Consider the following 16,508-nt stretch of genomic DNA (forward strand, 5'->3'; position numbering starts at 1 on the left):
GTCGCAGTGGGGGGTCCGAACGGAGCCGTCTGCCACCCAACGCGATAACGCGACGGCTCACGGCAGCCAACAGCCCAGCTTCATGAAAACACTTCTGCATCGGCAAGCAGTTGTCCCGCCGCGTCCTTGACCGACAGCAGCGGCGTCTTGCCGTTCAGCGGCCACTCGATGCCGATGGCCGGATCGTTCCAGGCCACACTGCGTTCATATTGCGGCGCATAGTAGTCCGTCGTCTTGTAGAGAAACTCCGCCGATTCACTGGTCACCAGGAAGCCGTGCGCAAAGCCTGCAGGCACCCACAGTTGACGGTGGTTTTCTTCCGAGAGTTCCACGCCCACCCAACGCCCGAAGGTCGAGGAAGCGCGGCGCAGATCAACTGCCACATCAAACACCGATCCGCGGACCACCCGCACCAGCTTGCCCTGCGGCTGATTGATCTGGTAATGCAGGCCCCGCAGCACGCCCTGGGCTGATCGGCTGTGGTTGTCCTGCACAAACCGAACCTCCTGCCCCACTGCTTCTGAAAAAACCCGCTCATTAAAGCTTTCAAAGAAAAATCCGCGGCTGTCTCCGAAGACTTTGGGTTCAACAATAAATACGTCGGCAATCGCGGTGGGCAGGGTGTTCATGGGTCGGAAAAGCTTCAGGAAATGGGTTGCTCTTGCAGAACTCGAAGCAGATAGCGTCCGTAGCCATTTTTAGCCAGGGGTCGTGCCAGTTTTTCAAGTTGCTCGCTGCTGATGTAGCCGCTGCGCCAGGCAATTTCTTCCGGACAGGCGATTTTCAGTCCCTGACGGTGCTCCAGGGTGGCAATGAACTGACTGGCCTCCAGCAAACTTTCGTGCGTGCCGGTGTCCAGCCAGGCATAACCGCGCTGCATGATCTGCACGTTCAGCTTGCCACGGTCAAGGTAGACCTGGTTCACGGCAGTGATCTCCAGCTCGCCCCGCGCGCTTGGCTTCACCGCTTTGGCGATGTCCACCACCTGGTTGTCGTAAAAATAAAGCCCGGTGACGGCATAACTGCTTTTGGGTTGGGTCGGTTTTTCTTCGATGCTGGTGGCTTCACCTTGGGCATTGAAAGCCACCACCCCATACCGCTCAGGGTCCTGCACATGGTAGGCAAACACGGTCGCGCCAGGGCCCCGGGTGTCGGCGCCCGAAAGCAGCCCGTTAAAGTCATGCCCGTAAAAAATGTTGTCGCCCAGCACCAGCGCGCTGGGATGGTTACCGACAAATTTTTCACCAATGATGAAAGCCTGAGCCAAGCCATCCGGGGTGGGCTGCACCGCGTACTGCAAGTTCAGGCCCCATTGACTGCCATCGCCCAGCAACTGCTCAAACCGCGGCGTGTCTTGCGGCGTGCTGATAATCAGGACATCCCGAATGCCCGCGAGCATCAGCGTGCACAGCGGGTAATAAATCATGGGCTTGTCGTACACCGGCAGCAATTGCTTGCTCATGGCCAGGGTGGCCGGGTGTAACCGGCTGCCAGAGCCGCCCGCGAGAATAATACCTTTGCGTTGCGTCATGGGTTTTTTCAGGTGGTTGGATTCAAATGATTTCGGCCAGCATGCGATCCACCCCCTGCTCCCAAGGCGGCAGAGTCAGTCCAAATACAGATTGCAGCCGGGTCGTGTCCAGACGCGAGTTATGCGGCCGTCGGGCCGGCGTGGGAAAAGCGCTGGTGGGCACCGGGGCCATCTCTTTTGCTATTATTTTGCTGGCTAACGGCGTCCGCATGGCCTGCGCAAGCACGTGTTTTGCGTAGCCGTGCCAGGTGGTTTCGCCGCCCGCCACCAGGTGATAAAGGCCCGCGTCTTGTGGTCGCTGCAACAGCTGGCGAATCGCATGCGCGCTGACGTCGGCCAGCAACTCGGCCCCGGTGGGCGCGCCAAACTGGTCGTCGATGACCGTCAGGCGCTCGCGCTCCTGGGCCAGGCGCAACATGGTCCTGGCAAAATTGCCGCCGCGCGCAGCATAAACCCAACTGGTTCTAAAAATAAGATGCTGGCAGCCGCTGGCCTGAATCAGCGTTTCACCCTCCAGCTTGGTCTGGCCATAAACACTCAGCGGTGCAGGCACGTCGGTCTCTAGCCACGGCTGCTGTCCGCTGCCATCAAAAACATAGTCGGTTGAATAGTGCACCAGCAAGGCACCGGCAAGTTGTGCCTCCCGCGCCAGCACTTCAGGCGCCAGCGCATTCAAGGTACGCACCAGCTCCGGCTCGCTTTCTGCCTTGTCCACCGCAGTGTGGGCGGCGGCATTCACAATGACGTCTGGACGCAAGCGGCGCAGCGTGTCGGCCAGGCCTTGCAGGTTCGAGAAGTCGCCGCAAAAATCCGTGCTGTCGAAGTCCAGCGCCACCACAGTTCCCAGCAAGGCCAGGCTGCGCTGCAGCTCCCAGCCAACTTGACCGCCCTTGCCAAACAACACGATTTTCATGGGCGGGACGTGTAGTTGGTTTGTACCCACTTGCTGTAAGCGCCCGACTGAACGTTGGCCACCCAGCCCGGGTTGTCCAGATACCACTGCACGGTTTTGCGGATGCCGGTGGCAAAGGTTTCTGCGGGCTTCCAGCCGAGTTCGCGCTCCATCTTGCTGGCGTCAATCGCATAACGCTGGTCGTGCCCCGGGCGATCTGCCACAAACTTTACTTGCTCGCGGTAGCTCTTGCCGTCGCTGCGTGGGCGCAGTTCGTCAAGAAGGGCGCACACCGTGTGCACGATGTCGATGTTGGGCTTTTCGTTCCAGCCCCCCACGTTGTAAACCTCCCCCAACCTGCCGCCGTCGAGCACCCGGCGAATCGCGCTGCAATGGTCACGGACGTACAACCAGTCGCGCACCTGCATGCCATTGCCATACACCGGCAGCGGTTTGCCCGCCAGCGCGTTCACAATCATCAGCGGAATCAACTTTTCGGGAAAGTGGTGAGGCCCATAGTTGTTCGAGCAGTTGGTCGTCAGCACCGGCAAGCCGTACGTGTGGTGATAAGCGCGCACCAGGTGGTCGCTGGCGGCCTTGCTGGCTGAATAAGGGCTGTTCGGCTCGTAACGGTGGTTTTCGGTAAACGCCGGATCGCTGGCCGAGAGAGAGCCATACACCTCATCGGTGGACACATGCAGGAAGCGAAAAGCAGCCTGCTCGTTGGTGGACAGCCCGCCCCAATACTTGCGAGCCGCGTCCAGCAGCCGGAACGTGCCGACGATGTTGGTCTGGATAAAGTCCTCAGGGCCCAAAATGGAGCGATCAACATGCGACTCGGCGGCAAAATTGACAATCGCGCGGGGCTTGTGCTGATCGAGCAACTGCATCACCAAAGGGGTATCGGCGATGTCTCCCTGAACAAAAACATAACGCTCGTCAGCCTGCACCGACGCCAGGTTTTCAAGGTTGCCCGCGTAGGTCAGCTTGTCCAGGTTGAGCACAGGCTCATCACGTGTCGCCAGCCAGTCCAGAACAAAATTGGCGCCGATAAAGCCAGCACCGCCAGTCACCAAGATCATGTCCCCTCCACCATCTGACACCCCCGCAGACTGCCTGCCGAAACTGCTTCGATGAACCTTTTTCAAATTATCCCATGAACCGCAGGGTTACCCAGGCTGCGCAAGCCTTGCGTGTCTGCCACCGGCCCAGGCGCCATGGCCCTTGCCGCGCGCTTTGCTGCCCACCACCGCTTTCGGGGGCGATTTCGGGGAAGAATCAGCCCCTCGGGTGATAGTCCAGCCCCAGCGCGGCCAGGCCCACCAGATTGATGTTGGCCGCGTTTTCGCCGGTTTCTGCAGCCATCAACGCGAGCGTGGCCTGGGTGTAGACACCCGAGTCAATGAGGCCGGTGTACCGGGCCAGCTCTGTCGCGCCGGGGGCCACACCCACCACGTTGGTATAAAGCAGGTTGACCACCGCAGCGTTGGACGCGCCCGCGCCCAGGTTGGCGTCCAGTGCGAACTTCAGCACGTCGGTGTACACGGTCCCTTGATCGAAGAGGCGCAACCCGATCCCCACGTAGTCCCGGTCACCCACAGCGGCGGCGCCGAAAATTGCCCCAATCACCCTGGCAGTGGCACCAGCGCCTGCATTCAGGTCCAGTGCCACCGAAACGTCGGAAAACCGCAGACGCTCCACAGCCGTCAGCGTATCGGTGCCATCGCGCCCAGGCACCCCGTCACGGACCGTGCTTGTGCCCCCTGAAACGCTGATGGTGTAGCTGTTGCGCGCTCCCGTAAAAACGGCGGTGTCCAGCCCCGCGCCACCATTGAGCGTGTCGTCGCCACCGCCGCCCGTCAGTATGTCATTGCCCGCGCCGCCCAGTAGCGTGTTCGCCGCCGCATTGCCGGTCAGCGCATCGTTGCCCGTCGCGCCGTTGAAAACAAGCTGCAACTGGCCCGCCACCAGGTCGTCGTTGGCCGCCATGGCCGCGTTCAGCCACTCCCAGGTGCCGAGGCCGTAAAGACCAGCGTAGACCGAGCTGTTGCTGGTGCCGGCAGACAGCGCGCCCACCACATAAGACTGCCCGTCCAGCGTGCGCAGCAGCGGCCCGCCCGAGGCGCCAGCCCCCAGCGTGGAGGCAATGTCAAACACACCGTAGCGCGTGGATGCGTCGGCAAACACCGCTTCGGCCATCAGGCCGGTGCCGCGTCCGGGATAACCGAGCATGGTGCCGTAAAAGTCGCTCGACTCTGGCGAGGTGCCCAACCAGCCCGTGACCTCGCCAATGCGGGTGCGCATGCCAATCACCGCCAGGTCGTATTGCGACTCAGCCGACGACAACAGACCATCGCCGTCGGTGTCCCAGTTGCTGGTGCGTCCGCTGAAACGGCCCCAATTGGTAAACGAGCCATAGGGCGCATCAAAAGGCCGGGTGTCGGCCCCGGGCGTGACCGTGACGCTGGTGGCCCAGCCGCCGCGGTTGGCGTCATACAACACATGCAGCGCAGTCAGAATGTCGTTGGGACCGACCACCGACCCCGAGCCGCGCGTGGCCGGACCAACAGCCCATGTGCTCACCACATAGGTGATGGCACTGTAAGGAAAAAGGGTGCGGTTGGTGATCTCGTACATCGGGCTTTTGAGACTATCTGGATACCGGACGGGGTCCGGGTGGCACGCGCCCACTGCAACATTTTTGACAACGCACATTATCCCCGCGCCCAGTCACCCTGCAGCCGTCCCGCAAATGCCCTTGCAAATGCCCTTGCAAATGCCCTTGAGAAGATAACCTCCACAAAAAAACCCGCCGCAGCGGGTTTTCAGGGTCATGCGCAAAGTGCCCGGGGGAAGCTGCCTCGCGGCGCGCCGGTATCAGGCAAACAGCAAGTCGCCCACCACAATCTTGGCGTCCACCGTGGCTATCAGCGTCAGCTCGGTCAGGCTGATGCCGGTTGTACCCGCTTCCACATACTGGTAGACCGCCGAGCTGTTGTCATCGTTGACCACAAAGAAAGCCACCGTGCCGTTGGTCCCGTTGGTCCAGGTCGCCGCGGCTTGCAGCACCGCTGCGGCGGCTGCCACACTGTCTGCATTGCCGGCCACACTGCTGGCCAGAAAATAAACATTGCCAGCCGTTACTGTCAGCGCACCCGTCACCGCCGTGGTGGCGGTTTGTGCCGTCATCGCGTCAAGGTTGAGCTTGTCGATGCCAGACGTGAAGTTGCTGATGACGTCGCTGCCATTGGTCGCCGCGGTCGAGCCAAAGATAACCGTGTCCAGAACGCTGTCCACACCCAAGGCAATGCTGTCATTGCCGGCACCGCTGGTAATGATGTCCGTGCCCGCGCCGGAGTTGATGATGTCGTTACCCGTGCCACTGACAATCACGTCATTGCCGGCACCAGTGGTGATGGTGTCGTTGCCCGTCCCCGTGGTGACAGTATTGGTCCCACCACCCGCATTGACCGTGTTGTTGCCATCGCCAGCATTGATGGTGTCGTTGCCGTCGCCCGTGGTGATGGTGTCGTTGCCAGCGGGCGTGTTGATGGTGTTGTTGCCGTGGCCCGTGGTGATGGTGTCGTCGCCGCCCAGGCCATTGATGGTGAAGTTACCCGCGCCTATGGTGTAGGTGTCGTTGGCCAGCGTCAGGTCGATCACCGAGTTCGACGATGCATTCGCCGTGTTCGATGACGTGACCGTGGCGGGGTCCTGGGTCACATTGGCCACCGCCTGCTGCAGCGCTGAAATAGACGTCGATGTATTGCCTTGCGTGACCGAATAAGTCTCGGCCGTCGAGGTCTTGTTGTTCAGGATGGCTTTCGCGTCGGCAAACACCGGCGCGCTCGAATCGTTCAGCGCAACTGCGGCTTCATAGGCAATCTGGCCCTTGCTCATGCCGGCATTGAAACGGGTACTGATGAAATTAAGCGCTTCAGCGCTGGCCTGCAAGCCAAACGGTGTCAAAAACGCGGAAGCAAAAGCGCCGCCGGTCTGTGTCGAGGGGTTCAGCGTGGCGTAGATGCTGGTGTTGGCCATACCAGCGGCCAGCGTGGACAAGCTGCGTCCACCGGCTTCATAAAAAGAACTGAATTGCGCCAGGTAAGTTGCACCGGGGGCGGCATTAAACATGGCAACCGTCAGTTTGATGACGTTGCTGCGTTCTTGAGTGGTGATGGCCATGGGGATCTCCAGGAGTTTATTGAATTAACCAAGTACCTGACGCACCCGGTGTGTGTCTAATTTAAAACGCAGCCACGCTCGTGGCTGCAGGACACCACAAGGTCAGGCCGTAGGATGAAACACCGTGTAGAACCACGTTACCGGCGGAAACAGAGGCTTTCAGAGAGAGGGGGGTGCCGCCAGGGATGGTGCGGCCCGCCGGATTCGGTCAGGTAAAGCGCAAGGTGTCGCTCTCCATGAACGACAGGTCCAGGTCGCCCCCCGGGGTGACCGGCAAGGGCCGGGCAGCGGTTTGGGCCTGTTCGGCCTGCGCATGGGCGCGCAGCAGCGCACCCAGCGCCTGCAGATGCTGCATGGACATCAGCTGCGCATAAGCCACCACCAACGCACTGCTGTGGCGCAGGGCCAAAAAAGCCTCATCAGGCAGCGTGTTCAGCGCCGCCTCATCCACCCGAAACAGCCCCTCCAGCTTGCGCGGCCCTGCAGCGTCCTCCAGTGAAATCTCCCACGGCTGCAACAGGCCGTGGGCCTGCAAAGCAGCGCAGGCTTTGCCCACCGCGGCACGGCTGGCCGTCACCTGCCCCAGATAGTCCAGAATGCCCTTCAGCGTCGGCGACAGCGCCCCGCCCTCTTCAAAAAACCGCTCGTCCTGCGGTTGCTGCGACAGCAGGCCACTGGCCTCGTCCACACACAGCGCATGCTGGTCGTTGTCCAGTGGCGTCAGCGCAAAAGGGTAACAACGCAGCGAGGCTGGCAGGTAGCTGCCCAGCCAGCGCCCGTCGGGCGCCACATACAGGCACTGCCCCGCGCGCACACCCACCACCGCCACGCAGGCAAAGCCGCCGTCCACCGGGGCAAAAGCCAGCGGCATGGCCAAGGCTGCCTGCGTCAGCTCTGTACCCGCCAGCGGCAGCAGTGGCTGCTGCGCGGCAAACGCGTAAGAAGTAAGCCGCCGCCAGCGCTGCTTACCGTGGCGTTCAAGGCTCAGGAGATGGTGTTCGGGTGTCGTCGTCATGCTCATGCTCATCGTGAGTGAAATGTCAGGGCTGCGTTAATTACGCGATGCCCAGTGATTTTAAAATCGGCAAATGCCGCTCGTGAAACTCCGTCGCCTGGCGGTTCAGTTCGGCCAGGTTGTCGTCGGCCGACTCCAGGGTTTTCCCCTCCATCACGATGCGCTGGCCCTGCGCCGACAAAATCTGCCACACCGTCTGCGCCCAGTCGGCAGGCTGCTTTTTGCCCAGACCCAAGGCCAGCAAAAAAAGCTGCGGAAAGCGGCCTACCGTCACGCCCCCGCCCGTAACCGGGCTGGCCAGGTAAGCAATATCTGCACTGCCGCGGGCCTTGGCCATCAGGTGCGCATTGAGCTTGTCGGTGTGCTTTTTCGCCCGCGCCATCAAGGCATCCTCTTGCACGGCGGCCACATGTCCGGCGCCCGTCAGCACCAGGGCCGCCTGCACAAGCTGATCAAAGCTGACGTTTTTACCCTGCAGCGCCTGCTCAAGCTGGCCCAGTGTTTTGGGTTTGTGGTCGGCCAGCGCATCAAGAATGGGCGCATACACCGCCTCGGTCATGTCAGCCTCGCCCAGTGCGCCTGCCACCTTCAGCGACACGTCGGCCCGGGGCGCCACCAGCACCACGCGCAGGGCGCGCAGGGCTTCGGCCCGCTCCAGCGGCGACAAACGGCGCGCACCCTTGACCCAGTAGTCACGCCGGAACTGCTGGTTGACCATGAAGTCGCGCACACTCTCGCGAAACATCACGTCGGGGATGTCTTTGAGAAACTGCTGCTGCTCGGCCGTCAGGTTGACCGCGTCGATATGGTCCAGGTAATGCGCCGAGCAGGCAAACCCCACCTTGGCCGGAGCCAGCCAGTCGGCCATGGTGGCAAAGTGCATCGGCTCCCAGTCGCGGTTGAAATATTCATGCGCCAGGTAGTGGGGGTTTTGCGCTTTGACCGTCTTGATACGGTCGGCGATCTGCGGGTTGGCGCGCGCGTAAGCGGGGTTGGTGGCGAGCAGCTTTTCGGTGAAGTCCAGCGCCCCGCCGATGCGGCTGACCAGCCCATGGCCGAGGGCACCGATGATCTCGGCATGTTCGGTCATCAGGTGGCGCATGGGCGCAAACGCCGCCCAGCCCGGCTGCGTGTTGTAGCTGATGTAAAGCACCCCGCCCACCTTGAGCTTGCGGCCGATAAAGTCGGTGATCACCGCCCGGTTGGCGTCCGAGATCCAGCTCCAGATACCGTGCAAGCCGATGTAGTCAAAGTCCGGAAGGTCGGTGCGGGCGCAAAAATCAGCAAAAGCGTCGTCGTGCAATCTGGCGCCCACGCCCGCCACAGCTGCCAACTCCTGGGCAAAACCCGCCTGCGCCGGATTGAAGTCTGTCCCGTGCCACTGCGTCAGCGTCGCCGCCGCGTGCATGTTGGCACTGAGCCCCTGGCCAAACCCCAGCTCGCAGGCCGTGCCCACCTCCGGAGCCACCAGGCCCGCGTTCAGAAAAGCCAGCTTGACCCGCAGCGGGTTGAGCTCGGTGTAGTAGCCAAAGGTGTAGCCAATGTCGGCCACGTAGCCCGAAGTCCAGTCCGTCATGCCAATAACCCCCAGAAAAAACCCCTGGCAAAACTGCAGGGGTGTGGTGCCGCTTGTCGGATTCGAACTGACGACCTACCGCTTACAAGGCGGTTGCTCTACCAACTGAGCTAAAGCGGCACAGTCTTATTCTAGTGGGGCTTTCATGATGGGCCGGCACGCAGGCCAGTCCGGGCCGCAAGAGCCAGGTATTTCAGTGGCGTACCCGCCGCAGCCAGGCGCTCAGCGCCCGCAACGGCGCGGTGATGCGCCAGGAGGTGGACGCCCGCATCAGCGCCACGGTGTCGTTCAGCCAGGCCATCTGCGACTGGCCCGCGGCCACCGTGTCGGCAAGCGCCAGCCGGGCCACCTCTGCTGCCTGCGCCTCCTGCAGGCGCTGCGCCTGCAACAGCGCCTCGCGCGCGTGGGCGTCATTCACCTGCGCCTGCGCAACCCCCACCTGCGCCTGCGCCTGCTGCAACTGTGCCTGTAGCGCCTGGATCTCGCGCACACGCGCCTCGCGCAGCTCGCGCGCCTGCGCATCGAGCTGCGCTTCGATGGTTTGCTGCAACCGCTTCCAGCTTATAGCGGCCTCCGCCGCATCGGCGCACAACTGCAGCGTGACGAAAAACTCGTTCGTGTTGTGCTCTGTCGGAAAGTAACCAGCGCACTTGAAGGGCTGGTAAGCGGCACTGGCCAGGTCGTGCATCAGCACGGCAAAAGACAGCGGCGTGAACACCCAGCAGTGCACGTCGTGGTAAGTGCCGTTGTCGGCAGAGTCACGCGCCACGGCCATGCCGCTTTCAATCGAACTTTGCCGGGTGAGCGACGCCGTATCCTGGGTGCCGTCCCAGATTTTCCAGGTATCGACACCCACCAGGTGTGTCATGTAGTCCAGGATTTCACGCGCCTGCGGCCGCCGCGCGCCCGCCAGATGGCTGGCCAGCACGTCGGGGGCGCGCGTCTCGGCCCGCAGCACGTCCAGGGTATAGCGCCGGTCAGGGACGGCCAGCCGGACTTGGCCGCGCGGTTTGAGCACCGAGGCCAGCTCCTGCAGCCATGCGATCAGGTCGGGGACGTGCTCCACCACATGCGACGCGATGACAAAATCCACCGGCGCCACCCGCGCGGCAGCTTGCGCCAGCGACGCCTCACCCCAGACCCCATGGACCTGCACCAGCGCGTCCACATTGACGTAGGGGTCGCCCTGGTACTTGGACCGCAGCACCGCCGTCTCCGCGTGGTCAACATAAAACACATGCGGTGTCGAGGGCGGAATGATGGGTTTGTCCAGGGCGCCAATTTCGATGCCCACCGCCGTCTGGAGGTTCAGCCCGGTCAGCAGTTTTTCATTTCTGGTCAACTGGGCGGTCATCTGGGCAGTCATGGTTGGGGTCGCATTGTCGTTATTCCTTGGACGGGATGACGGGTCGCGCCCCTGGCAGGTTGGCGCGCTTTTCAGGCGTGTTGAACCGACGGCTATGAGGTCGCCCGCTCGCGCAAGCGGCCCCCGACCTGACCCACCCTCCCGGTTGATCAGGCCCTGGCACCCACCCGACCTATTGTGTCTGCAAGTTTGGGGCCTGGCGCGCCAGAGCCGGTATAAATGTAAGCAGATGAAGAGATTGCAGGCCCGGGCCAGCCGATGATGCACGAAGCCGTAGGTCGGGGTAGCCGAAGGCGTAACCCGACGGACAGCGCCGCGCACGTTGATGGCGGTGTCGGCAGATTTCGGGCATTGTCGGGTTACGCTGCGCTAACCCGACCTACCTGAAACCCGGGCGACCTGCTTGCCGGGGCAAGCGCCACGCAGCAAAAAAGCTTGCCAAGTGCTCTCAACTTCATGGCTGACAGCGCTTTTCCGACGAGGTCCAGGGCGCAATTTCCACCTCACTCCGGCAACACCTGGCCGGCCAGCCGCCGCAGCTCGGCCTCGGCCATGACTTGGCGGCTTGCGACCACCCACAGGTCTAACCCGCGCGCCCGGCGCTTGCCGGCGATCGTCGGAAAACCAGCCCGCTGCAAGGCGGCGGTCAGCGACTTCAGCGTAAAACCGCCCTTGTGCGCCATGTAGTGATGGCCCGCCGCCAGCGCCGCGCCGTGGCCATAGAGAATGTCCAGCGGCGTGATCGGGCCAACCGAAGGCGTAACCCGACGGACAGCGCTCGAACCCTGGGCCGTAGGTCGGGTTAGCCGAAGGCGTAACCCGACGGACAGCGCCGCAAGCGTTGATGGCGGTGTCGGCAGATTTCGGGCATTGTCGGGTTACGCTGCGCTAACCCGACCTACCTGGAACCCGGGCGACCTGGGGCCAGACCTGCCTGCTGGTAAACAGACTGGTACACCCCGCTCAAGCTGTCTTCCAGCTGGCGCGTGAAGCCGGACACATCCATCAGTGGCGAGGCCAACATGCGCGCTCGCAGGCTGCCGCGCAGGCGCACCAGCCGGTCGCTGTCCCCGGCCAGTTCGACGGCGATGCGCAGGTAGTCATCGGCATCACCCGCCACCAGCTTCGGCAGGCCGATGGCGCTGAGAAAGGCGAAGGTCTGGCGGCTGACCGCCCGGCTCTGCGGCCAGGTGATCACCGGCACGCCCATCCACAAGGCTTCGCAACTGGTCAGCCCCCCCGTGAACGGAAAAGGGTCCAGCGCAATATCGATGTCGGCGTACTCTTTGAGCAGGTCGGCATGGAAGGACGGGGGGCGCAGCTCAATCCGCTGCGGGTCCATGCCGCGTCCGGCAAAGGCCTGGAGGACCGACGCGCAAAATTCCGGGTCGTTGAAACTGCGCCATTTGAGCAGCAGGCGCGCGTCCGGCACGGCGTCCAGCACCCGCGCCCACAGATCGAACACGCCGGCGTTGTATTTGGCGCTGTTGTTAAAGCTGCCGAAAGTGATGTAGCCGCGCGCCAGGCACGGCGGCGGCGCCACGTTGGCCGGCGCAAACGATTCGCTCTGGTAGCAAAATTTGCCGCCCGGCAGCCGCAGCACCGGCTCGGCAAACAGCGCCTCGGCCCCGGCCGGCGCGTGCCAGTTGTCGAGCAATACCGCATCCATGCAGTCCAGCCCGGTGCTGGCAAAGTAGCCCAGCCAGCTCACCAGCACCGGGGCCGGCCGCTGCGCAAACAGCGTCAGGCGCGAACCGGCAGTGTGGCCCGACAAATCCACCAGCACGTCAATCTGGTCCTGCACAATCAGCGCCGCCACGGCCGTGTCGTCCAGCGCGGCCACGTCACGAAACTGGCAGGCAGCGCGAATCGCGGCCGTCACCCCGTCGTGCACCGACCCGGCGCTGTAGACAAACGGCAGCACCCGGGCCGCGTCATGCGCCTGCGCCACGGCCCTGAAAAACAGGCCCACCGTGTGCTGGCAAAAGTCGGCCGACACATACCCCACGCGCAGCGCCCGCCCCGGCAGCGGGCGCAGCGCGGGGCGCGCGCGCGGGCCACCGGCCCGGCCCATCGCCCACGCGCCCCAGGCCCTGGCCTGGGCCAGACGCTCGGCATCAGAAGCCTGCGGGTCATATTCAAGGCTGACCAGCGCGTTGCGGCGCAGCACCGGGTGGTCCGGCCACTGCTGCTGCAGGGCTGCATACAGGCGGCGGCACTCGGCCGCGTCACCCGTATCACGCGCCAGATTGGCCAGGTTGACGCGCGCTCGCAGATCGTCAGGAGCCAGCGTTAGCGCCCGCTCATAACATTCGCGGGCGCGGCCCATGAACCCGAAGTTGGACAGCAGCACGCCGACATCCAGCAGCGCCGGGACACTGCCCGCGTGGGCGTCTGCCAGCTGCCGGCAAATGGCCAGCATCTCGGCAAACCGGGCGGCCTGCGCGTGGCGGCTGGCTAACTGAAGGTCATGGGCAAGCGAGGTCAAAGTCAACGATCCGGTTTTATACTATCAATTTCATAGCTGATAACCCTTGTCTGACAAGGGCCAGAGGCTGATTTCTCTTGAATCCGTGTATTTCGGGCGTAGCCACGATGAAAAGTGATGAAAGGGGACAGTCCCCTTTTCCACTTTTCCACTTTTCCACTTTACCCCTTTACGTATTGCCAACTCTGCACCTTCGCCGATAATATGCGCATTCCATACGCATGAAAGGTGGCTGTTGTGCAAACCAACGCCTCAACATCACGCAGACGTCCCGTCAACCTGACCCTCACGGAGGGATTGGTGACACAGGCGAAATCGTATACGAACAATTTGTCAGCCACGGTGGAGATACTGCTGGCCGAGTACGTCGCTGCCCAGCAGAAGTCACAACAGAGCCGCCGTCAGCTGGCAGACGCATGCGCCGAGGAATGGAACGACTTCCTGACGGATCACGGCTCTTTTGCAGAAGAGTACAACCGTCTCTGATGGCACAGTTTGACGTTCATCGCAACCAGGGTCAAATGCGGACCTCGATTCCGTTCGTCGTGGTGGTTCAGTCATCGCTCTTTGATCGTTACAGGCGGCGAGTGGTTGCGCCTCTGGTGCTGCGACAGGAGATTCGTGGTCAAGAGGCTGGCGCCGGGTCTCGGGCGAACCCTGTCTTCCACATTGAGGGTGTCGAACTTGTATTGAATCCTCTGGAAATTGTTTCCGTCTCACTCGATCAATTAGGGCCGCATGTGGGATCTCTGGCGGATCAAGGGCAAGCTGTTTCCGACGCTTTGGATGAACTTCTCACTCGGTCCTGGGGTTGAGCCGAGCTTGTCGTGGCCGTCCTTGCGATCGGTGAATTAACGTGGGTGTCCTTTAGATTCTTTCCGCGCATGTCGATGCCGGCTCATCAAGATGTCGGGCATTGTCGGGTTACGCTGCGCTAACCCGACCTACGTGAAACCCTACCTGAAACCCGACCTATGAATGGATAGACCGTAGGTCGGGTTAGCCGAAGGCGTAACCCGACGGGCTGGCGCCGCGGATGTTGATGGCGGTGTCGGCAGATGACGGGCAAATGTTGGGCAATGTCGGGTTACGCTTCGCCCGCCGGAGTGTGCCGACTTGCGAATACGTCAATGTGTTATTACAATATGACCTATGCACCTGGAATTTGACGCGGCGAAGAACGAAGCCAACATCCGTCATCGCGGCTTGTCGTTCGAGTTGGTCGAAGGCTTCGATTTCGAGGCGGCCATCATTTGGCAGGATGTCCGAAAAGCTTACCCCGAGGCTCGCTTTTCGGCTCTTGGCCTGTTGGACAGTCGGGTGCATTCGCTGGTGTTCACCGATGCCAAAAAGGGAATTCGGGTCATCAGCTTTCGTAAGGCCAACAAACGCGAGGTGAAACGGTATGAACAAGAAACCCAATCCTGAACTAATTGACAGCGACAATCCCGGATGGACAGATGAGATGTTCAAGGCGTCCGTGCGCTTCAATGACTTGCCACAGGGTCTGCGTGACAAATTGGCGCGGCCTCCGCGTGGCCGGCAAAAGTCTCCCGTCAAGGTGTCCACCACCATCCGCTTGTCGCCCGATGTGGTGCAAGCCTTCAGGGCAGCAGGTGACGGCTGGCAGACACGCATTGATGCAGCTCTGAAAGACTGGCTGCGCACACACACGCCGGTAAATTGACACATCTACGAGAGCGCATTCCCCGACCTACCTGCTTGACGCGATTTGCTGTTCGTTTTGCAACGCCTGCCTATCGCTACCGGGGCCTCAGCCCACCCTCGCATTGACCTTCGCGCACTTATCCTTGTGCCATGAGGGCCTGACCCCATTGACCTGCGGACCACACTAGAGAATGCGTCTTGAGCCAGTCTTTGAGTGCCGCATTCATGCGCGTTTGCCAGCCAGCGGCAGTGGTTCATGCAACTATTGTCATTGCGGGCTTGACCCGCAATCCATGCTGCGCCAGCCCGCGCCGGTGGTTCATGTGGCATGGATCCCGGATCAAGTCCGGGATGACAGCATCATAAGTCCGGGATGACAGCATCATTGAAATGGAAATGGAAATGGAATCAGTGAAGCCGCAGCGGTGCGCCATGTAGAGGTTGCCCGCCGCCATCGGGGGGCGGTGGCCGTAAAGAATATCCAGCGGGGTGATTGGCCCGGCGGGGGATGTGTAGTCCCCGTAGGTCGGGTTAGCCCCCGGGCGTAACCCGACAGGCCAGCGCGATGAACGCCTCGAATTTTTGCCCGGTGGCACGGTCTTCACCGCACAAAAAAGCCCGGCGCACGCAGCGATGGACGACGTGGTGCCAGGGCGTGTCGGACAGGGAAACCACAGATGAGCGGGGGCGGGTCATGGTGGAGACTTTGAAAAAAGATTACACAGGCGAATGCGTCTTCAACCAGTCGCGCAGGGCTGCATTCATCCGTGTCTGCCAGCCTTTGCCGGTTGCCTTGAAGGCCTCAACGACTTCAGCGTCGTAGCGGACCGTCAGGGACAGTTTGGTGATGTCAGCCTTGGGACGGCCAATGGACAGCGCCTTACTCAGCGCGGCACTGCCTTCTTGTGCCGATACCGGCTGTTCACCGATTTTCCAATCACCCTGCTCGAAGAAGTCGTCCGTCAATTCCGGCGCGTCCTCCGGATCAACCCAGGGCTTGGGCGAATTTTGTGATTTCGCGTTCATTGGCTTTCCTCATGCTGATGATGCGGCGAACCTCGCCGCGCGGCGTCCAGACCAAGACCACCATCCTGCCTTCCAGCACGCCGACGGTGGTAAATCGTGGCTCGCCATAATCAAACCGGGCATCTTCCGCTGTCACGTTCACCCCGGCGAACACCCCGCCAGCATTGGCAAAGTCCAAACCCCGCTCCGTGAGTGTCTCATCGCGCTTATCGGAGTCGAACTCGATCTGCATAGAACTTATTGTAGTTACATTATCTGATGAGGTCAATACCAGCAAAGCCAGCAATGCCAGCGACGGCAGCTTAATCAATCAACGTGGGTGTCCTTTATATTATTTCTCAGATCGTAGGTCGGGTTAGCCGAAGGCGTAACCCGACAGCAAGTGCCACGCACGCCATTGGCAGCAGCGCCGCGTACGCTGATGTTGGTCGATGACGGCAAATGTCGGGTTACGCTGCGCTAACCCGACCTACCTGAAACCCGACCTACAACCCGCCCTGCCTACAACCCGACCTGCCCGCTGACAACGCTTGTCTGACAAGGGCCAGGGGCCGATTTCCCTTGGGTCCCCGTAGGTCGGGTTAGCCGAAGGCGTAACCCGACGGGCTGGCGCCGCGCAGGTGGGTGTTGGTTGACGTCGGAAGAGGTAGTGCAACATTCGTTCTGTAATTTCCCCGACCATGGAAACTGAACCTGTTTGGAAGTTTCTGGTTTTGGGATTTTTTAATCAGGCCCCTGCCAGGCCGCCGGAGGCCCCCCCC

Annotated in this window: 19 protein-coding genes, 1 tRNA gene and 1 pseudogene; 4 read left to right on the top strand and 17 right to left on the bottom strand. The window is 61.7% G+C overall.

The window, feature by feature from the left end; genetic code table 11:
* Positions 1-80: 80 nt before the first annotated feature.
* The 12 genes from rfbC to ACESMT_RS12485 form a co-directional block, all read right to left on the bottom strand.
* Entirely contained in the window at positions 81-629 is a 549-nt protein-coding gene (gene rfbC, locus ACESMT_RS12430) for a dTDP-4-dehydrorhamnose 3,5-epimerase (protein WP_372826911.1), read from the bottom strand.
* A gap of 14 nt (positions 630-643) precedes the next feature.
* Positions 644-1,531, bottom strand: coding sequence for a glucose-1-phosphate thymidylyltransferase RfbA (rfbA, locus tag ACESMT_RS12435; protein WP_372826912.1), 888 nt, complete (start codon positions 1,529-1,531; stop codon positions 644-646).
* A 22-nt stretch (positions 1,532-1,553) separates the two neighbouring features.
* Positions 1,554-2,444: a dTDP-4-dehydrorhamnose reductase gene (gene rfbD / locus ACESMT_RS12440; RefSeq protein ID WP_372826913.1), complete on the bottom strand. Its 891-nt coding sequence runs from the start codon at positions 2,442-2,444 to the stop codon at positions 1,554-1,556.
* Complete coding sequence (rfbB, locus tag ACESMT_RS12445) at positions 2,441-3,505, bottom strand: dTDP-glucose 4,6-dehydratase (protein ID WP_372826914.1); 1,065 nt, start codon at positions 3,503-3,505, stop codon at positions 2,441-2,443. The genes rfbD and rfbB overlap by 4 nt, the downstream gene beginning before the upstream one ends.
* A gap of 196 nt (positions 3,506-3,701) precedes the next feature.
* Entirely contained in the window at positions 3,702-5,060 is a 1,359-nt protein-coding gene (locus ACESMT_RS12450) for a hypothetical protein (RefSeq protein ID WP_372826915.1), read from the bottom strand.
* A gap of 240 nt (positions 5,061-5,300) precedes the next feature.
* On the bottom strand, positions 5,301-6,608 hold the full coding sequence (locus ACESMT_RS12455; RefSeq protein WP_372826916.1) for a calcium-binding protein: 1,308 nt from the start codon (positions 6,606-6,608) through the stop codon (positions 5,301-5,303).
* Positions 6,609-6,816: 208 nt separating this feature from the next.
* Positions 6,817-7,623, bottom strand: a complete 807-nt coding sequence (locus ACESMT_RS12460) for a SapC family protein (RefSeq protein WP_372826917.1) — start codon at positions 7,621-7,623, stop codon at positions 6,817-6,819.
* A gap of 40 nt (positions 7,624-7,663) precedes the next feature.
* Entirely contained in the window at positions 7,664-9,199 is a 1,536-nt protein-coding gene (locus ACESMT_RS12465) for a methyltransferase regulatory domain-containing protein (protein ID WP_372826918.1), read from the bottom strand.
* 44 nt (positions 9,200-9,243) lie between these two features.
* Positions 9,244-9,319 (bottom strand) — tRNA-Thr (locus ACESMT_RS12470).
* A gap of 73 nt (positions 9,320-9,392) precedes the next feature.
* Entirely contained in the window at positions 9,393-10,565 is a 1,173-nt protein-coding gene (locus ACESMT_RS12475) for a methyltransferase domain-containing protein (RefSeq protein ID WP_372826919.1), read from the bottom strand.
* A 503-nt stretch (positions 10,566-11,068) separates the two neighbouring features.
* Complete coding sequence (locus ACESMT_RS12480) at positions 11,069-11,248, bottom strand: hypothetical protein (RefSeq protein WP_372826920.1); 180 nt, start codon at positions 11,246-11,248, stop codon at positions 11,069-11,071.
* Between the two features lie 215 nt (positions 11,249-11,463).
* Positions 11,464-13,053 (bottom strand): glycosyltransferase, encoded by a 1,590-nt coding sequence (locus ACESMT_RS12485; protein ID WP_372826921.1) that lies wholly within the window; start codon positions 13,051-13,053, stop codon positions 11,464-11,466.
* 237 nt (positions 13,054-13,290) lie between these two features.
* Between ACESMT_RS12485 and ACESMT_RS12490 the strand changes: the two genes are divergently transcribed.
* Together ACESMT_RS12490 and ACESMT_RS12495 are read left to right on the top strand one after the other, a co-directional pair.
* Positions 13,291-13,539, top strand: a complete 249-nt coding sequence (locus ACESMT_RS12490) for a type II toxin-antitoxin system CcdA family antitoxin (protein WP_372826922.1) — start codon at positions 13,291-13,293, stop codon at positions 13,537-13,539.
* Entirely contained in the window at positions 13,539-13,868 is a 330-nt protein-coding gene (locus ACESMT_RS12495; protein WP_372826923.1) for a CcdB family protein, read from the top strand. Before ACESMT_RS12490 ends, ACESMT_RS12495 begins: the two co-directional genes overlap by 1 nt.
* 184 nt (positions 13,869-14,052) lie before the next feature.
* Here ACESMT_RS12495 and ACESMT_RS12500 read toward each other — a convergent pair whose 3' ends face one another.
* Positions 14,053-14,184 carry a hypothetical protein gene (locus tag ACESMT_RS12500; protein ID WP_372826924.1) on the bottom strand — a complete coding sequence of 44 codons (132 nt, stop codon included), beginning with the start codon at positions 14,182-14,184 and terminating at the stop codon, positions 14,053-14,055.
* 21 nt (positions 14,185-14,205) lie between these two features.
* On the opposite strand from ACESMT_RS12500, the gene ACESMT_RS12505 reads away from it, so the two are divergent.
* Both ACESMT_RS12505 and ACESMT_RS12510 read left to right on the top strand, forming a co-directional pair.
* Positions 14,206-14,481, top strand: coding sequence for a BrnT family toxin (locus ACESMT_RS12505; protein ID WP_372826925.1), 276 nt, complete (start codon positions 14,206-14,208; stop codon positions 14,479-14,481).
* Positions 14,459-14,740 (top strand): BrnA antitoxin family protein, encoded by a 282-nt coding sequence (locus ACESMT_RS12510; protein ID WP_372826926.1) that lies wholly within the window; start codon positions 14,459-14,461, stop codon positions 14,738-14,740. Before ACESMT_RS12505 ends, ACESMT_RS12510 begins: the two co-directional genes overlap by 23 nt.
* Positions 14,741-14,858: 118 nt before the next feature.
* Here ACESMT_RS12510 and ACESMT_RS12515 read toward each other — a convergent pair.
* The 4 genes and pseudogenes from ACESMT_RS12515 to ACESMT_RS12530 form a co-directional block, all read right to left on the bottom strand.
* Positions 14,859-14,972, bottom strand: a pseudogene (locus ACESMT_RS12515) (hypothetical protein); the annotation flags it as partial.
* A gap of 280 nt (positions 14,973-15,252) precedes the next feature.
* On the bottom strand, positions 15,253-15,417 hold the full coding sequence (locus ACESMT_RS12520; protein WP_372826927.1) for a hypothetical protein: 165 nt from the start codon (positions 15,415-15,417) through the stop codon (positions 15,253-15,255).
* 21 nt (positions 15,418-15,438) lie between these two features.
* Positions 15,439-15,747 (bottom strand): BrnA antitoxin family protein, encoded by a 309-nt coding sequence (locus ACESMT_RS12525; protein WP_372826928.1) that lies wholly within the window; start codon positions 15,745-15,747, stop codon positions 15,439-15,441.
* Positions 15,707-15,979 carry a BrnT family toxin gene (locus tag ACESMT_RS12530; RefSeq protein ID WP_372826929.1) on the bottom strand — a complete coding sequence of 91 codons (273 nt, stop codon included), beginning with the start codon at positions 15,977-15,979 and terminating at the stop codon, positions 15,707-15,709. Before ACESMT_RS12530 ends, ACESMT_RS12525 begins: the two co-directional genes overlap by 41 nt.
* Between the last annotated feature and the right edge of the window lie 529 nt (positions 15,980-16,508).

Source organism: Polaromonas sp. (genome assembly GCF_041689105.1).
In the GTDB taxonomy this organism is placed as follows: Bacteria; Pseudomonadota; Gammaproteobacteria; order Burkholderiales; family Burkholderiaceae_C; genus Polaromonas.

Excerpts from the sequence above, each read along its gene's own strand:
- rfbC (WP_372826911.1), bottom strand. The coding sequence starts at position 629 with ATGAACACCCTGCCCACCGCGATTGCCGACGTATTTATTGTTGAACCC.
- rfbA (WP_372826912.1), bottom strand. The coding sequence starts at position 1,531 with ATGACGCAACGCAAAGGTATTATTCTCGCGGGCGGCTCTGGCAGCCGG.
- rfbD (WP_372826913.1), bottom strand. The coding sequence starts at position 2,444 with ATGAAAATCGTGTTGTTTGGCAAGGGCGGTCAAGTTGGCTGGGAGCTG.
- rfbB (WP_372826914.1), bottom strand. The coding sequence starts at position 3,505 with ATGATCTTGGTGACTGGCGGTGCTGGCTTTATCGGCGCCAATTTTGTT.
- ACESMT_RS12450 (WP_372826915.1), bottom strand. The coding sequence starts at position 5,060 with ATGTACGAGATCACCAACCGCACCCTTTTTCCTTACAGTGCCATCACC.
- ACESMT_RS12455 (WP_372826916.1), bottom strand. The coding sequence starts at position 6,608 with ATGGCCATCACCACTCAAGAACGCAGCAACGTCATCAAACTGACGGTT.
- ACESMT_RS12460 (WP_372826917.1), bottom strand. The coding sequence starts at position 7,623 with ATGACGACGACACCCGAACACCATCTCCTGAGCCTTGAACGCCACGGT.
- ACESMT_RS12465 (WP_372826918.1), bottom strand. The coding sequence starts at position 9,199 with ATGACGGACTGGACTTCGGGCTACGTGGCCGACATTGGCTACACCTTT.
- ACESMT_RS12475 (WP_372826919.1), bottom strand. The coding sequence starts at position 10,565 with ATGACTGCCCAGATGACCGCCCAGTTGACCAGAAATGAAAAACTGCTG.
- ACESMT_RS12480 (WP_372826920.1), bottom strand. The coding sequence starts at position 11,248 with ATGGCGCACAAGGGCGGTTTTACGCTGAAGTCGCTGACCGCCGCCTTG.
- ACESMT_RS12495 (WP_372826923.1), top strand. The coding sequence starts at position 13,539 with ATGGCACAGTTTGACGTTCATCGCAACCAGGGTCAAATGCGGACCTCG.
- ACESMT_RS12505 (WP_372826925.1), top strand. The coding sequence starts at position 14,206 with ATGCACCTGGAATTTGACGCGGCGAAGAACGAAGCCAACATCCGTCAT.
- ACESMT_RS12510 (WP_372826926.1), top strand. The coding sequence starts at position 14,459 with ATGAACAAGAAACCCAATCCTGAACTAATTGACAGCGACAATCCCGGA.
- ACESMT_RS12520 (WP_372826927.1), bottom strand. The coding sequence starts at position 15,417 with ATGACCCGCCCCCGCTCATCTGTGGTTTCCCTGTCCGACACGCCCTGG.
- ACESMT_RS12525 (WP_372826928.1), bottom strand. The coding sequence starts at position 15,747 with ATGAACGCGAAATCACAAAATTCGCCCAAGCCCTGGGTTGATCCGGAG.
- ACESMT_RS12530 (WP_372826929.1), bottom strand. The coding sequence starts at position 15,979 with ATGCAGATCGAGTTCGACTCCGATAAGCGCGATGAGACACTCACGGAG.